15 protein-coding genes and 1 pseudogene are annotated in these 16,781 nt (G+C 31.2%); 5 read left to right on the top strand and 11 right to left on the bottom strand.

Features of this window, described 5'->3' with window-relative positions:
- Nucleotides 1-50: 50 nt before the first annotated feature.
- Together ftsH and rsfS are read right to left on the bottom strand one after the other, a co-directional pair.
- Nucleotides 51-2,006 (bottom strand): ATP-dependent zinc metalloprotease FtsH, encoded by a 1,956-nt coding sequence (gene ftsH, locus WPG_RS02460; protein ID WP_045468926.1) that lies wholly within the window; start codon nt 2,004-2,006, stop codon nt 51-53.
- A gap of 17 nt (nt 2,007-2,023) precedes the next feature.
- Nucleotides 2,024-2,395 carry a ribosome silencing factor gene (rsfS, locus tag WPG_RS02455; protein ID WP_045468923.1) on the bottom strand — a complete coding sequence of 124 codons (372 nt, stop codon included), beginning with the start codon at nt 2,393-2,395 and terminating at the stop codon, nt 2,024-2,026.
- A 94-nt stretch (nt 2,396-2,489) separates the two neighbouring features.
- Here rsfS and WPG_RS02450 point away from each other — a divergent pair, with 94 nt between their 5' ends.
- On the top strand, nt 2,490-3,221 hold the full coding sequence (locus WPG_RS02450) for a biotin--[acetyl-CoA-carboxylase] ligase (protein ID WP_045468921.1): 732 nt from the start codon (nt 2,490-2,492) through the stop codon (nt 3,219-3,221).
- On the opposite strand, the gene WPG_RS02445 is transcribed toward WPG_RS02450, so the two are convergent.
- On the bottom strand, nt 3,218-3,613 hold the full coding sequence (locus WPG_RS02445) for a hypothetical protein (protein WP_045468918.1): 396 nt from the start codon (nt 3,611-3,613) through the stop codon (nt 3,218-3,220). The two genes, WPG_RS02450 and WPG_RS02445, sit on opposite strands and share 4 nt — an antisense overlap.
- 27 nt (nt 3,614-3,640) lie before the next feature.
- The gene (pyrE, locus tag WPG_RS02440) at nt 3,641-4,285 is read right to left on the bottom strand and encodes an orotate phosphoribosyltransferase (RefSeq protein ID WP_045468915.1); all 645 of its coding nucleotides are present in this window, start codon (nt 4,283-4,285) and stop codon (nt 3,641-3,643) included.
- Between the two features lie 124 nt (nt 4,286-4,409).
- Between pyrE and WPG_RS02435 the strand changes: the two genes are divergently transcribed.
- A complete protein-coding gene (locus WPG_RS02435; RefSeq protein ID WP_045468912.1) occupies nt 4,410-4,991 on the top strand; it encodes an NUDIX hydrolase in 582 nt (193 codons plus the stop codon).
- A gap of 2 nt (nt 4,992-4,993) precedes the next feature.
- Here WPG_RS02435 and WPG_RS18825 read toward each other — a convergent pair whose 3' ends face one another.
- The 3 genes and pseudogenes from WPG_RS18825 to WPG_RS02425 form a co-directional block, all read right to left on the bottom strand.
- On the bottom strand, nt 4,994-5,173 hold the full coding sequence (locus WPG_RS18825; RefSeq protein WP_316929987.1) for a DUF6576 domain-containing protein: 180 nt from the start codon (nt 5,171-5,173) through the stop codon (nt 4,994-4,996).
- A 111-nt stretch (nt 5,174-5,284) separates the two neighbouring features.
- Nucleotides 5,285-5,665 (bottom strand): annotated as a pseudogene (locus WPG_RS18820) (rhomboid family intramembrane serine protease); the annotation flags it as partial.
- A gap of 172 nt (nt 5,666-5,837) precedes the next feature.
- Nucleotides 5,838-7,589 (bottom strand): M14 family metallopeptidase, encoded by a 1,752-nt coding sequence (locus WPG_RS02425; protein WP_045468909.1) that lies wholly within the window; start codon nt 7,587-7,589, stop codon nt 5,838-5,840.
- A 113-nt stretch (nt 7,590-7,702) separates the two neighbouring features.
- On the opposite strand from WPG_RS02425, the gene ctlX reads away from it, so the two are divergent.
- Nucleotides 7,703-8,635, top strand: coding sequence for a citrulline utilization hydrolase CtlX (gene ctlX, locus WPG_RS02420; RefSeq protein ID WP_045468907.1), 933 nt, complete (start codon nt 7,703-7,705; stop codon nt 8,633-8,635).
- Here ctlX and WPG_RS02415 read toward each other — a convergent pair.
- The 3 genes from WPG_RS02415 to WPG_RS02405 all read right to left on the bottom strand — a co-directional run bounded on the left by WPG_RS02415 (nt 8,632) and on the right by WPG_RS02405 (nt 12,817).
- A complete protein-coding gene (locus tag WPG_RS02415; protein WP_045468904.1) occupies nt 8,632-9,270 on the bottom strand; it encodes a chromophore lyase CpcT/CpeT in 639 nt (212 codons plus the stop codon). The two genes, ctlX and WPG_RS02415, sit on opposite strands and share 4 nt — an antisense overlap.
- Nucleotides 9,271-9,308: 38 nt before the next feature.
- Nucleotides 9,309-11,363, bottom strand: coding sequence for an ATP-binding protein (locus tag WPG_RS02410; protein ID WP_045468901.1), 2,055 nt, complete (start codon nt 11,361-11,363; stop codon nt 9,309-9,311).
- A gap of 329 nt (nt 11,364-11,692) precedes the next feature.
- The gene (locus WPG_RS02405) at nt 11,693-12,817 is read right to left on the bottom strand and encodes an arabinogalactan endo-beta-1,4-galactanase (RefSeq protein ID WP_045468898.1); all 1,125 of its coding nucleotides are present in this window, start codon (nt 12,815-12,817) and stop codon (nt 11,693-11,695) included.
- A 95-nt stretch (nt 12,818-12,912) separates the two neighbouring features.
- Between WPG_RS02405 and argS the strand changes: the two genes are divergently transcribed.
- Nucleotides 12,913-14,685 carry an arginine--tRNA ligase gene (gene argS, locus WPG_RS02400; protein WP_045468895.1) on the top strand — a complete coding sequence of 591 codons (1,773 nt, stop codon included), beginning with the start codon at nt 12,913-12,915 and terminating at the stop codon, nt 14,683-14,685.
- Between the two features lie 134 nt (nt 14,686-14,819).
- Nucleotides 14,820-16,121, top strand: coding sequence for a carboxypeptidase-like regulatory domain-containing protein (locus tag WPG_RS02395; protein WP_045468892.1), 1,302 nt, complete (start codon nt 14,820-14,822; stop codon nt 16,119-16,121).
- A gap of 73 nt (nt 16,122-16,194) precedes the next feature.
- On the opposite strand, the gene WPG_RS02390 is transcribed toward WPG_RS02395, so the two are convergent.
- Entirely contained in the window at nt 16,195-16,740 is a 546-nt protein-coding gene (locus WPG_RS02390) for a YfiT family bacillithiol transferase (RefSeq protein ID WP_045468889.1), read from the bottom strand.
- Nucleotides 16,741-16,781 lie beyond the last annotated feature (41 nt).

The raw sequence follows: 16,781 nt of genomic DNA, 5'->3' as shown, positions 1-16,781 counted from the left end.
TTAAATTAACATTTAGCCAATTTAAGTTTTTTATATGATGCTATTAAGATTTACTCTTCTTCTTCAGCTATAATTTCAGAAATAGTTTCTGGTTTCTCAAAAGGACGTTTTCCAAAAATTTTCTCTAAATTATCTTTGAAAATAACTTCTTTATCTAGTAGAACTTCAGCAAGTTCAGTCAACTTATCTTTATGTTTTTCTAATAGCTTTAAGGCACGATCATATTGCTTCTCAATAATCTCAGATATTTCCTTGTCAATTAGTTCTGCGGTTTGTTCACTGTAAGGTTTTGTAAACCCATTTGCAGATTGACCAGAAGAATCATAATACGTTAAGTTTCCAACTTTATCACTAAGGCCATAAACAGTAACCATAGCTCTTGCTTGTTTAGTAACTTTTTCTAAATCGCTTAAAGCACCAGTAGAAATTTTATCGAAAATAACTTTTTCGGCCGCTCTACCACCTAATGCAGCACACATTTCATCTAGCATCTGTTCAGGTCTAACAATTAAACGCTCTTCTGGTAAATACCATGCAGCACCTAAAGACTGACCTCTGGGTACAATAGTTACCTTAACTAGTGGAGCAGCATGTTCTAACATCCAACTTACAGTGGCATGCCCAGCTTCATGGAAAGCGACAGCTCTTTTTTCTGATGGGGTTATAATTTTATTTTTCTTTTCTAAACCACCAACAATTCTATCGACTGCATCTAAAAAATCTTGTTTATTTACTGCTTTCTTGCCTTTTCTTGCAGCAATTAAAGCGGATTCATTACATACATTGGCAATATCAGCACCTGAGAAACCAGGTGTTTGTTTTGCAAGGAAATCTACATCTAATGTTTCTTCTTTTTTAAGAGGACGCAAGTGTACTTCAAAAATTTCTTTACGTTCTCTAACGTCTGGAAGATCTACATAAATCTGTCTGTCAAAACGACCAGCACGCATTAATGCACTATCTAATACATCAGCTCTGTTGGTAGCAGCTAATACAATAACGTTTGTATTCGTTCCAAAGCCATCCATTTCAGTTAATAACTGATTTAATGTGTTTTCACGTTCATCATTAGATCCAGAGAAGTTGTTCTTACCCCTTGCTCTACCAATAGCATCAATCTCATCGATGAATATAATTGAAGGAGATTTCTCCTTAGCTTGTTTAAATAAGTCTCTTACACGAGAGGCACCAACACCAACAAACATTTCAACAAAATCTGATCCTGACAATGAAAAGAAAGGTACTTTAGCTTCACCTGCAACAGCTTTTGCTAATAAGGTTTTACCAGTTCCAGGAGGTCCTACAAGTAAGGCTCCTTTAGGTATCTTGCCACCTAAAGCTGTATATTTTTCAGGGAATTTCAAGAAATCTACAATTTCTTGTACTTCTTCTTTTGCCCCTTCTAAACCAGCGACATCTTTAAAGGACGTTTTAGTATCTGTATTTTCATCGAAGAGTTTGGCTTTAGATTTTCCTATGTTAAAAATCTGTCCACCAGCTCCTCCTCCTCCTCCAGAGGACATACGTCTCATTATAAATATCCATACACCAATGATGAGAATAAATGGTAATAAAGTGAGTAATAAATCTCCCCAAACATTTTGTTCTGTATCAAAGCCTATTTCAGTAGTTAAATTGTTTTCAGCTTTTATTTTATTTATTTCTTCTTGAAATAATTTTAAATCACCAAATTCAAACTTATAGTTTGGTATAGCAGAAACAGAAGGTAATAAAGATGTAGGTTTTGATTTCTTGTGAACCTCTTGTTCTTGTGCTTCTTTTGTTAAATAAACTTTCGCAATGCGATTATTGATTATTTCTACCTTTTCAACATCACCATTTTTTAGATAACTAAAGAACTCTGTTGGTGTAGTTTTACTTCCTGAAGAATCTCCAAAGCCACCTGAGAATATTTGAATAGCAAGAAATGCTGCGATAATAACTCCATATATCCAATACGGATTTACTTTTGGTTTTTTGTTTAAATTTTTATTGTCCTTAGCCATTAGTAGCGTTTGTCTTTTTAGTAACTCGTTTCTATTTGGGTGGTTTTAGCGTCTCCCCAAAGACTCTCTATATCGTAATATTCTCTAATATGTTTCTGAAAAACATGCACAACAACATTAACATAATCCATTAAAATCCATTCAGCATTATCTGTACCTTCAATATGCCAAGGTTTATCTTTAAGTGTTTTACTAACTTGTTTTTGTATGGAATTGACGATTGCGTTTACTTGTGTATTAGAAGTACCTTCACAAACAATAAAATAATCACAAACCGTATTTTCTATTTCTCTTAAATCTAAAATTGTAATCTCTTTTCCTTTAACCTCTTCTATACCTCCTATGATTGTTGTAATGAGTTGGTCTGCATTGGTTTTTGCTTTCGTCATTAAATTAAATTAAATTTATGCAAAGTTATTATTTTTTTAGTTCTTGTAAGCTCTATTTGTCATAAGAAAACTATAAAATAAAACTACTCTTTTAATGTATATAATCAAACTTAATGCCATTGACTCTACAAATGCTTTCCTAAAGCTTATGGCAGCTAAGACTTTACCTAAGGATTATACAGTAGTTTCTGCAGATTTGCAGACAGAAGGACGAGGGCAAATGGGTACTAATTGGGAAGCCGAAGAAGGTAAAAACCTCACAGCTAGTGTGTTTAAGGCTTTACCTAGCTTTGAAATTGAAAAACAATTTTATATCAGTATGGTAGTTTCATTAGCCATATGTAAAGCACTAACAGCATTTAATATTCCTAAATTAAGTATAAAATGGCCTAACGACATTTTGTCAGAGGATAAGAAAATATGTGGAATTTTAATAGAAAACGTTATTAAACATAACCAATTAGAAGGTTCTGTAATTGGTATTGGTATGAATATAAACCAGAAATATTTCGAAAATTTACCACAAGCATCTTCAATGAGTTTAGTCTCAGGAATTATTTATAATAAAGATGAGGTATTATCAGAGATTTTAAAACAACTTCAATACTATTTCGAAATTCTAGAAACTCATAAATTGTCTGAGTTAAAATTAGAATACGAATCAATTTTATTTAGAAAAGATAAACCATCAACGTTTCAAACTAAAGAAGGGGAAACCTTCTCCGGAATTATAAAAGGTGTAAAAAAATCTGGAAAGTTAAAGGTTTGGACTGAAGACGAAATTATTAAAACATTTGACCTTAAAGACCTTAAACTATTGTATTAAACAGCTGTCTTCATATTTGTAACTAAAGTTTCAATAAACTTACTAATTGGCCCTTTAATCATCATAGCCATCATAGCATTAAATTCACCCTCAAACGAAAGTTGAACATCCGTTTTATTGGCTTCAACTTCAGTTATATTACCTATTAAAGCAAAATCTAATTTACCTCCAGCGGCACCTAAAACAATTTTACTATTTGGTACTGCTTCTTTTTTCTTTAGTATAATTTCTGGCATTCCTTTGAGTGCAAATAGAAACTTATCGTTTTCTAAAACTTCGAACTTGCTAATGTTTTCTGGCATTAAATTTTCAAAATTTTTGACATCAGATAAAAAATTAAATGTGTCTTCTGCTGATTTATCTAAAGTTACCTTTGATGATTCTAAATTCATGTTATGAGTTTTTTTAGAATGTTTATATCAATTAGCGTTCCATTCGCTAGGATTGGCATTCCATTGTGCTAAAATGTCTTGTTGTTTTTCTGTAATGTAATGTGTGTCTAAAGCTTGTTCTAATAAGTTTTCGTAGTTACCAAGCGTGTGTAGTTCTATATCAGCTTTTTCAAAATTCTTTGAAGCAACATCAAATCCATATGAGAAAATTGCTACCATACCTTTGACTGTCACTTCAGCTTCCTTTAAAGCTTTTACTGCATTTAAGCTACTTTTTCCTGTACTTATTAGATCTTCTACAACGACCACAGTTTGCCCTTTTTCAATATAACCTTCAACTTGATTTTGGCGACCATGCTTTTTAGCTTCTGGTCTTACATAAACAAACGGAAGATTAAGATATTCTGCAACCAAAGCTCCTATTCCTATTGCACCAGTTGCTACTCCAGCAATTACATCTGGTTTACCATAAAGATCTTCTATGTGCTTGGCCATAGTTTCTCTGATGTAATTTCTAATTAGAGGATAAGATAATACAATCCTATTGTCACAGTATATTGGTGATTTCCAACCTGATGCCCATGTAAATGGATCATTTGGTTTTAGTTTTATAGCATTAATTTGCAATAAAACTTCTGCTGTTTTTTTAGCGGTATCTTTATTAAAAATCATGATGCAAAATTAATGAAAATTGTAGGTACTAAAATTTAAATTTAAATTTAAATTAATTTTCATTTTAAATTTTATGTCATAAAAAATAATAAATTTACAAGAGTAAAGTAAATTTAACTATATAATGTACACCGTTTTTGTAGGTGATAAACCTATAATTTTAACAACAAAAGTAGAGCAAGAAACCGACTTTAAGTCTTTTCTCCTTAAGTCTGTTAATATAGGAAAGGTTATAAAAATCTTAGCAAATACAGATTTAAAAGCTGTTCACTTAATTGGTAAGAATCGAGATAAGTTATTAAAACACTTTCTAAAACTTTTACCAAATGTTGTTGCAGGAGGTGGAAAAGCCTACAATACTAAAAACGAAATTCTTTTTATTTACAGAAATAATAAATGGGATTTGCCTAAAGGTAAAGTAGAAGGTAAAGAATCTATTGAAGAAGCTGCTATCAGAGAAGTGGAAGAGGAAACAGGTGTTACAGGTCTTAAGATTACAAAACCATTACCAACTACATATCATATCTTTAAGCGCAACGGAAAGCATAAAATTAAAGTGACGTATTGGTTTGAGATGAAAACTGATTTTAACGGTAAGCTTTTACCGCAAGAAAATGAAGGTATTACTCAAGTAAAGTGGTTGGATAATAAAGCTGCTCAAAAAGCTTTAGAGAATAGCTATTCAAATATTAAATTGTTAGTTTAATTTTAACTAGAAAATTCTTCAAGTCGTTTCTTTTCTTTCTTAGATAAACTATCAATTCCTCTTTTACTTATTTTATCTAAAAGCTTATCAAGTTCTTTTTGTTTATCGACCTTTTTAATATTGTGCTTGTGTTCAAAATTTAGAGGTGGATTCTTCTTTTTTAAACTAAAATTATTTGCCATTAAAATATGAGGTTTTGCTATTATAAAGTATATAAAAACGAATGTTGGAATTAAAACCAAAATAATAGTAACATAGTTTGTTGTTATTGCACTTGGCTGAATCAGTAATGCAGTTATTAAACCAATAATAGCTCCACCTAGATGGGCTTCGTGACCAATATTATCACGTTTAGTCTTTATTCCATAAATAGAATATGCTACAAACAGAACTCCATAAATCCAACTTGGAATTGAAAATGGCAATATGATAAATCCAATACCAAGATTAGGATATAAAGCAATACGGGCAAATATAATTCCGGAAACTGCTCCTGAAGCACCAATAGAACTATAGTCACCATGATTTCTGTGAATGTATAATGCAAATAGATTTCCACATATTAAGCTTATAAAGTATATAATAAGAAAGAATAAAGGTCCAATTTCGTTTTCAATTAAAGAACTAAATAAAAACAAACTGACCATATTGAATATTAAATGTATCCAATCTGCATGTAAAAAAACCTGATGATACTAACCTTAGATATTCTTTATAAATTAAAATTTTATCAACATTAAATTTATAATCTTAAAAGAAGATACTATTATTTAATCCTTTGTAAGACACGATAAGATTTGTAATAATTATTAATAAACTAGCAATGCCAATTTCTTCCATGACTAATTACTTTAAGCGATAAACAGGATACTGCAAATGCGCTTTTTCATAATTACCACTCTGTTTATGTATCCAATCTAATTGAGCATACCAGTTATTAGCAAAATCTTCATCGTAACTAATTTTTACATTATACTCAATTTGTAATTTTGGATTAGCTCTTAAAAATAGCTTTGCTTTGTCTTCCCAGACATAAGGTGAGAAGCCTTCTTTTTGCTGTAAGATGGTATCGAAGAAATTCCAATTAAAAAAAGAATCTGGTGCAGTTGGCTCTAGAGTTTCTAATAAGTAACGCATCGCTTTTTGGTTAGTTTCAACTATATAATCACCTTCTTTAAAAGTCAGCTTTATTTCTGCTGATTTTACTTTAGTGTTATAATGTAGATAATGACCTTCATATGCTGATTTTCTTGTTTGATAATCTCCAATTCGGTATGATTCAACTGTTAAGGTTGTATCTTTTTTAATTTTAGAAATCTCAACTTTATTTAGTTTTAATAAATCCATTACATTATGCCAACCTTGTGGAATAACGTAAGCCTTAGGAATAGTCACTGAATCTGTTGCTTTAAAATAGTTTTGATACGTTACATCTTTAGTAAATGGTTGAGTTCTATCGTACTTTAAACGTTGCGCACCTGTTAATTCACTTGGAATCATTTCACCTTCATAACCCTTAAATTTTAGAGTTGAAGATTGCGTGGTGTCAATGGTCCAAGCTAAAGGGTAGATTTTACCAGCAGACCATATTTGGTATTGTGTTTTTCTAAGTTCTGATATTTTATCACCTTGTTCTTCGGTAATTTCTATCATACTTTTCATAAGCTCATAAGTGCCTTCAACGCGTTGCTTATATGGTTTTAACATGTGTGTTTCTACCATCATACCTAATGTATTAAATAATGTAGTATAACCTGTAGAATAGCGTGGTAAATCCATAAATTGAGAGAAGCCAGATTCTGGTGTACGATTAAATACATTAACATATGGTGTGATATCCCATGACTTTGCTTCTAGTTTTTCTTCAAGCTTTGGCATCATTTCATTGTGTAGATAGTTGCCAAGTTGTCCACCTAGTTTATTGTGTTGTGTAAATAAATGTGTCAATGTATATTGATAATCAGCACCATTACTAACATGATTATCTATGAATACATCTGGCTGAACTAAATGAAATAGTTTAGCAAAACTTCTGGCATTTTTTGTGTCAGATTTAATGAAATCTCTGTTTAAATCATAGTTACGAGCATTCCCTCTAAAACCATATGCTTTCGGTCCATTTTGATTGGTACGTGTTCCAGAGTTTCTATTGAGACTTCCACCAACATTATAAATAGGAATCGTGACTAAAATAGTGTTTTTTGGACTATCTATTTTACCTTGGACTATATCTCTATATAGCATCATTGTCGCATCAATACCATCGGATTCGCCAGGATGTATACCATTATTTATAAGTAGAATTCTATTGTTGCTTCTTAGATTTTCAAAATCATCACCAGAACCACTCATGTTTAGAGTGACAATATGTAATGGTTTTCCGGAATCTGTTTCTCCAATTTCTTGAATTGAAATATCAGAATAGGTGTTAGCTAAATCTGAATAATATTGAATAGTTTGATTATAAGTAGCGCTTTCTAGTCCATCACTTTTCTCAAAAACAGTTGTAAAGTCAATATTTGATTGGGTATTCTTTTTTTGTTCCTTTTTATCTGAGCAAGAGGTAAATATTAAAAGAAGAATTATGAGTTTTTTCATTATGAATGAGATTGTACTTCAAACTTACAGATTTTAACTCATAATAATTATCAATAACGTAATTTTCAGATTGGAAAAAAGACTAATTTTGCAATACTTTCAAATTTATTTAAATGCAACAAACAACAGATACTATTTTAATGATTCGCCCTGTAAATTTCAGAATGAATGAGCAGACTGCTGTCAACAACTATTTTCAAGAAGATTTAAAATTAAAGAATGCTGAAATTAATTTAAAAGCACAAGAAGAGTTTGATGATTTTGTTAAAAAGCTAAGCGCTGTTGGAATTAATGTAATTGTTGAGCATGACGATGAAGAAATGGATACTCCAGACTCTATATTTCCGAATAATTGGGTGAGTTTTCATAGTAATGGTGATGTGGCAAAATATCCAATGTTTGCAGAAAATAGAAGACGCGAACGTAGAGATGAAGTCTTTATTCGATTGGAAGAAGAGGGTTTTAAAATTGAAAATATTGTAGACTATTCTTCAGCTGAACTTGAAGGTGTTTTTTTGGAAGGTACAGGAAGTGTTGCTTTAGATCGAGTGAATAGAAAAGCGTATTGCGCCTTATCACCAAGAGCAGATGAAGATTTGTTTATAGAGTTCTGTGAAGATTTTGAATATACTCCTGTAATTTTTACCGCTAACCAAACTGTAAAGGGACAACGTTTAGCTATTTATCACACTAACGTTATGATGTGTTTAGCAGAAAACTTTGCTGTTATTTGTTTAGATACAATTGACGATAAAAAAGAACGTAAAAATGTAGTAAAGCATTTAAAACAAGATGGAAAAGAAATTATTTCTATTTCTGAGACACAAATGCACCAATTTGCTGGTAATATGTTACAATTAAGAGGTGATAATAACCAACGTTATTTAGTAATGAGTGGAGCTGCTCATGAGAGTTTAACTGCAAATCAAATCAAAAATATAGAAAAGCATTGCCTAATTCTATCTAGTTCATTAGAGACTATTGAAACTTGTGGAGGTGGAAGTGCACGTTGTATGATGGCTGAGGTATTTTTACCTAAAGCTTAATCTAGTTTATTAAAAATGTAAGCACCTTTTTCAGCTCCCCAAACATAATTGCCTTCAGCATCAAAGCCACGATCCCAAGACATAATTTTATCTTCTAGGATTTCAACTTCACTTCTGGCGAAAGAAGCACCTCGCATTGTACTTACACAAGTGGTATCACCTGTTTTTCCGGAAAAATGGTTTTTAGAAACGCGACTGAGAATAACATCACAACCTTCCTTTAGAGCAATTTCTTTAATAGTAATAGAATCAAATGCTTTTGGGTCTTTCCATTTTCCAATCCAAAGTGAATCTGCATTTAATTTATACACTGCAGAACTAAACGTATTATCTGAATTTCGGGTAACTTCATAAATACGTTGAAGATATGGTTTGTTTTGCCTACTGCTTAAAGCCTGCTCTACATATAGAAAATGGCCCTTATCTTCCCAAATAGGATACATATGTAAGGAAATATTATAATAGGATGAATCTACTTTAGATTGTATTTCTGAATTAAAAGAACCTTGCATAATTGCAAATAATTCTTTGAGTTCTGTATCGCCATCAGACTCAACTATGACTTCAGCTTTTGTTTTGTTGTTGCAACTGTATGTTGAAATTAATATAATTAGAAAGGGAAGTAAACGTTTCATAAACCTATATTTTATGAGATAAATATAGATAAAATAAATTAGGCTTGTGGTGCAACTTTTGGCAATTCAATAAAGAATTTACTACCAACATTTTGAGTGCTTTCTACCCAAATCTTACCACTATTTAGTTCTACAAGGTCTTTAGCAATTGATAAGCCCAAACCAGTTCCTTTTTCATTTTTAGTACCTACAGTAGTGAAGTTTTTGTTGGCATTAAAAAGTTTATCGATATTCTCTCTAGAAATGCCTACACCAGTATCTTCAACACAGATTAAGGCTTTACCATTAAAATCTTGGTTAGAAACCGTGATAACATCACCAGTTCTACTAAATTTAACGGCATTTGTGATTAAATTTTGAATTACAATCTCTACCATGCTTTTGTCAGCATATATAAAATCGCGCTGTGACTCATCAATAAGTACAATGCGTTTATCTTCAACCTTCTGTTCAACTAGTGCCATTTTATTGTGAAACACTTCTTGTATATTAAACAACTCTGGTTTAGGTTCTAAATTCTGCATCTGAGATTTAGACCAGTTTAATAAATTAAATAAAAGAGATGAGGCATTGTTTGCATTTTCACTTAATTCAGGTATCAATTCTCTAAACTCTTCTTTAGTAATACTATCTTCTTTTAATAAATCTAAAAAGGCTTTTATTGAAGAAATAGAATCTTTTAAGTCATGAGAAACTATAGAGAATAGTTTGTCTTTTACTTCAATTTCCTCTTCTAAATGAAGTGTTTGTTCTGTAAGCTTTTTATTCAAGTTTTGCTCTTGAGCTAGTTTATTGTTTTGCTCGACTATGGTGTCTTTGTGTTTTTTTGTTTTTAACCAATTTACCAATAAAAGTGTTAATAAAATTGCTAATGCAGCAATGGCTCCGTACAATATAAGTGGGTTGTTAAACCAAGATGCTTTGCCATTAGTTCTGTTATCATCAGTATTGAGATCATCTATGATGGTATTTTTACCTTCATTTAAATCTACAGGTTCAATATCAGTTGAAAATATAGGCTGTTCTTCTTTTGCGATTAAGTCTTTTAAATCGTAATATTTGTTTTGCCAAAAGAAAGCATTTTGAAAATAACCACGTGTAGAATCTAAAGCAATATGGAGTTTGTAGTTCTTAAGAAGCTCTGCTTTATTATCAATTTTTTGTGCAATAACATATGCTTCATTTAATTGTAACTCTGCTAATTTTACTTTGCGCTTTTGAAGATTTAAATTGCCATTAGCATTTAATGCTCTTAAAAGCCCTTCGTCATTACCTTGGTTTCTATTATACTTTAAACCTTCCGATAAATACATAGATGCTTTATCATACTCATTAAACTCTAAATACTCACTACCTAATTTTGGTAATATTTCACCGCGCAAATCTTTATCCGTATCAGGATTTATAAGCTCTAAGACTTTTTCGTAATATTCAATAGCTTTTCGATGTTCTTTTCTGATGGAATATAAATCAGCAATATTTTTAGTAGATTCATTTATGCCATTAGTATCATTTATTTGCTGCCTTACTGCTAGGGCCTTAAAGTTAAATTCAATTGCCTTATCAATTTGATTAGTTTTAAAATAGGCTTCAGCAAGATTGTTGTACGCAGAGCTTAATTCATTATTAAGATCTTGTTTTTCAAAAATATCAATGGCAGACAATGAGTTTTGTAATCCTATTGTATAATTACCACGCTTTATTTCTAGAAGACCAATACTGTTACTCACTTTTGCAACGCCTAAAGTATCATTAAGTTGCAGATAATATTTTTTAGACCTGTTATAGTTATCTATTGCATTAAAGTAATCATTACGTTTTGTATATATTAAGGCTCTAAAATAACTACTTTCCGCAAGCCCTTTTGTGTAATTTAATTTTTCTGAAAGTTTAGTAGTAAGGTTAACATAACGCAGAGCCATCTTATAGTCCTTGATTGCGTAAAGTTCGTTAATGAGCATTAGCGACATATCCACTTTTGTAGAATCTTGATTCTGGAATGTCAATTGTACAGTCAAATCATCTATTCTTTCATTCTGTGAAAAAATAAATAACGACGATAGACAAACAGCTAATGTCAGTAACTGCTTCATCTTCGAATGACGTTAAAATGAATTGCACTGTTTTGGTGCGAAAAACTTTTATAGAGGGATGAAAAAAGTACGTTAACACAAAACAGAAACAATCTAGTTAATGTTTGATTATTAAGCTCCATTAATGATTGGGACATTGATTAATAGCTACTCAAAAATGCCATAATGTCCTTGAATACACTAATTAATAGGATTTAATACCAATAAATTAGATGAAGTGACAACTCAAATTTTAAAAAAAATCGACGAACCGATAAACGGCAAAAAACATAGTAGAACTACCTAATCATCGATGAAATGCATTACTTTTTTATTAGTCTAAAAATCAATTAGTTATCGTAAAATGAATCTAAAGCTGGTAAGGCTTTTAAATCAAAATCGAAAAGGCACTGATTCTCCCAAGATGTACCATTTGTAGATGTATTTTCATTTCCAGAAAAGGCCACCCAATCTGGTGCCCAATAACAGAATCCAATACCTTTATTATTTGGTATATTTTTTATAGTTGTGATTAACCATTCAAAATAGGCTTTTTGACCTTGAGGAGTTGGTGCAAACTCTGGGATTATTTGATTGATATTTCCTATAAAATTATTCTGATTATCATTCCATAGTAAGGTAAAAGGATATGCAACTTCTACCATTAAAATAGGTTGGTCAAAAGTAGTTGCAACAGTATTTAGTGTTGATGTAATTAGGTCTAAATCTTTAGTTTGAAATTGCGGGTAATAGGACAAACCGATAATGTCAAAATCGAGATTATAAGGGAGTAGTTCTGAGAAAAACGGAACTGCAGTCTGTATACCAGCAATATGAAGCATAATTTGTGATTCATTTGCTGTATCAATTTCTCTTACAGCTCGTATAGCTTCAGATACCAAACCAGCATAATTAACCCAATTGTCACTAAACTCATTCCATACTTTACCATAATTCCATAAAAAACCACTATCAGTTTCGTTTCCAATCTGAATAATTTCGGGCATTGTATTCTGAGTTTGTAATTGCAGAACCACATCTTTTGTGTAATTATAGATCTCTACTTTTACCTCATCTATTGTCATGTTTTGCCATGCTAGAGGTGGTGTTTGTGTGCCAGGATCAGCCCAATAATCACTATAATGCAAGTTGAGTAAAAAGCCCATTCTTTTTTCTTTTACACGTTGCGCATAAGCTTTTATATCTGATAAACCATTTTCACCATTCTGAGGTGTGTGCCATAACTTTAATCGTACTAAATTGGTGCCTTTAGATTTTACAAAATCAAGAAGTTCTACAGAATTACCATCAGAATCTTTATAGTCTATATTATAATCTTCTAATTCGCTTTGAAACGATAAATCCATGCCTTTATAGAATATCGATTCATTAATTTGACCATCGTTATTACTTTCAGAATCTGTGCAAGACACAATTAAGACTAGAGCTAAAATTATTTTAGTTGCTAATTTCATTTATTAACCATTCTGTTCTTGTCCAAATTTAATCATATTTCTTAATAAAACTTCTATCTTTGCAAGCATTTTAAAATACGAAAACAGCAGAGAGAATGAATCTTCAAGAGACTTTAGAATTACATGTAAAAGCAGCAATAAAAACGTTGTTTCAGTCGGAATTAGAATCTGTAGAATTTCAAGCTACTCGAAAAGAGTTTGCTGGAGATATTACGGTTGTTGTGTTTCCGATGTTACGTATTGTGAAAGGTAATCCTGCTGTGATTGGAGAGCAAATTGGTCAGTATTTACTAGATAATGTAGAATTAGTAAAAGGGTTTAATGTTGTTAAAGGTTTTTTAAATATTGAAATTAGCGATAGTTATTATCTCAATTTCTTTTACTCTATAAAAGACGAAGCCAATTATGGTTTTTCTAAATTAAAGGATGATAAAGCTGTAATGGTAGAATATTCTTCACCAAACACTAACAAGCCTTTGCATTTAGGACATGTAAGAAATGTATTGTTAGGCTATAGTGTTGCTGAAATTTTAAAAGCATCTGGAAAAAAAGTATACAAAACGCAGATCATTAACGATCGAGGTATTCATATTTGTAAGAGTATGTTGGCATGGAAACGTTTTGGAAATGGAGAAACACCTGAATCTACTGCATTAAAAGGAGATAAATTGGTTGGTAATTATTATGTAAAGTTTGATCAGGCCTATAAAGCAGAGATAGCCGAATTAATTAGAGATGGTAAGACTGAAGAAAATGCTAAAAAAAATGCCCCAATATTATTAGAAGCTCAAGAAATGCTCATAAAATGGGAAGCAGGAGATGAAGCTATTGTTGCACTTTGGAAAAAGATGAACGGCTGGGTTTATGATGGCTTTGAAGTAACCTATAAAAATATTGGTGTTGACTTTGATGAATACTACTATGAAAGCCAAACTTATTTACTAGGAAAAGAATTCATTGCCGAAGGCTTAAAAACAAGTGTTTTTGAAAAAGATGCTGATGGTTCTGTATGGTGTGATTTAACAGATGAAGGACTAGATCGTAAAATTGTACTTCGTAGTGATGGTACAGCTGTTTATATGACTCAAGATATTGGTACAGCCATACAACGTATTAAAGATTATCCTGATGTTGGTGGCATGGTCTATACGGTTGGTAATGAGCAAGATTATCATTTTAAAGTATTATTCTTAATCCTCAAAAAACTAGGTTTTGATTGGGCGAAAAACTTATTTCATTTAAGCTATGGAATGGTGGATTTACCAAGCGGAAGAATGAAGAGTAGAGAAGGAACTGTTGTAGATGCAGATGATTTAATTAAAGAAATGGCAGATACAGCTGAGGAGATTTCTAAAGAGCTTGGTAAACTTGAAGATTACTCAGAAGACGAGAAGAAAGCCCTTTATAAAACCATAGGTTTAGGAGCATTAAAGTATTATATCCTAAAAGTAGATCCTAAAAAACGAATTTTATTCGATCCAAAAGAATCAATCGATTTTCAAGGGAATGCTGCGCCATATATTCAAATGGCTTATGCTAGAATTCAATCTATTCTAAGAAAAGCTGAAGGTACAGAAGTTGAACTTAGTGAATTGATATTACACGAAAAGGAAAAACAACTTATTAAACAGTTAGAATTGTTTCCAGAAGCAATTCAAAATGCAGCAGCTCAACATAGTCCTGCTTTAATTGCTAATTATACATATGACTTGGTAAAGGATTTTAGTTCATTCTATCAAAATGTATCTATCCTTGGAGCTGATAATGATAAAGAGAAGAACTTTAGAATCGCCTTATCTAAATCTGTGAGTCAAACTATTAAAAATGCATTTAGAGTTTTAGGGATTGATGTACCAGAGCGCATGTAATTTTATTTTAATATTACTTCTCTTACAACACTAGAATTTTAACTAAATTTTGGATGATAAGTTTTACACTTATCCTTATCTTTACTAGGTGTGGGTCTTAATTCCTACTGTAGTTTAATCTTAAATAGGTAATGATGGAACGATTTATATTTAAACAAAAGGCTAGTACTTTTTTTCTATTCTTTGTACTACTTTTTTCAACAACCTTATTAGCACAAAATGATTTTACCGAATATAGTGGGAAGGTCATTGATGGAGATTCTAAAAGAGCATTAGAAGCAGTTAGTTTTAATATTAATGAAACTAATATTAGTACCATAGCGAATTCTGAAGGTGAATTTACCATTAAGGTGCCTAATAAATTTTTAGATTCTAAAGTGGTTATTTCTTTGTTAGGCTACAATACTCGGGTTTTACCATTGTCTGAATTATCTTCTAAAGAAAATAAAATAAAGCTATATAAGGCAGTAACTGCATTATCGGCTGTAAGTATATCTGCTTTTAAGAACGCAGAGAATTTAGTTAAGAAAGTGTTTTCTGAAAAAAGTAAAAATGTTCAAAAAGAGTCTGTTTATATGACCGCTTTTTATAGAGAAACCATTAAGCGACGTAATAGAAATGTGTCCTTAACAGAAGCGGTTGTTAATATTTTAAAACAACCATCTACAAGTTCACAAAGAGATGCTATACAATTAGGTAAAGCAAGAAAAAGTACAGATTATAAACGTTTAGATACAGTATCAGTAAAACTTCAAGGTGGTCCATTTTCTACCATTTTTCTTGATATTATGAAATATCCAGAATATATTTTTACCGATGAGACCATAAGAAGTTACAATTTTTCTTTTGATGAGCCTTCAACCATAAATAATAGAAATGTTTATGTGGTAAATTTTAGTCCTAAGAATAATGGTTTAAATATTAATTACATCGGAAAGTTGTTTATAGACGTGGAATCGTTAGCCCTAGTTAGTGCTAAATATGCTCTAGATGTTAGCAATAAGAATAAGACAAAGAACCTGTTAGTTAAAAAGAAACCGAGTAGTATTGTGGTATATCCATTAGATGCAAATTATAGAGTTGACTACAAAGCTAAAGGTGGAAAATGGTATTACAGCTATTCTAACTTAAGTTTGAAATTTAAAATAAATAAAAAGCGTGAATTATTTAATAAAGTCTACACATTAACTAGTGAGATGGCAGTAACGGATTGGGAGATTAATGGAGCGGATAAGACCATTAGAAATAGAGATAGACTTAGACCATCTGTAATTATTACGGATGCAATTTCAGGATTTTCAGATCCAAATTTTTGGGGAGAATACAATTTGATTGAGCCTGATAAATCTATAGAATCTGCTATAAATAAGATAAGGAAGAGTATTGAAAAGCAGAAGCAAAGAGAAAAAGCAAACCTAGAAAACGGTAAACCCTAATGACTTTTAATTAAGTAGAACCGTTATATTCTAAATCCTTATTTGTTATGTTACAAATAAGGATTTAGTTTTTTTAATTAAAACTTCCCTTGTATTTTAAGGCTTGTTTAATATGCGCTAAATGATGATTGCTATGCCATGCATATGTGCCAATAGTTTCTTCTAGGGAAAAATGTTTACCATGTTCAGGATGAACAAATTCGCGTTTTAAATCCTTTTGGTCAAAATTCTTTAAAAGTATACCTAGCTTTTTGTGTATGCCTTTTAAAATGGAAAGCGGAATATCAATAGGTTCTGAATAGTCAATTAGTTGAGCAAAACGATCTTCAAAATAAGGCCTAATAGTTGGAGTGTCTTCAGTTAATGCCAACTTAAATCTAATAATACTGTTAATATGACTATCAGCACAATGGTGCACTACCTGTTTAATTGTCCAACCTTCTGGCCTGTATTTATAATTAAGTTCCTCTTCACTTAGGTTATTTGTTACAGCTTCTATTGCCTTTGGTAAATTTTCAATATCATTAATCCATTGTTTAATTTGTTGTGAGGAAATCGTATTAGGTTTTTCAAATTCTCCGATCGGAAACCTGAGTTTATATAGCTTTTGTTCTGTCATTATTACTTTATGTTTAAAACATTACAATGAAACAATAAATC

The sequence above is a fragment of the Winogradskyella sp. PG-2 genome (genome assembly GCF_000828715.1).
Lineage (GTDB): Bacteria > Bacteroidota > Bacteroidia > Flavobacteriales > Flavobacteriaceae > Winogradskyella.
This window is presented reverse-complemented; position numbering and strand designations above follow the sequence as displayed.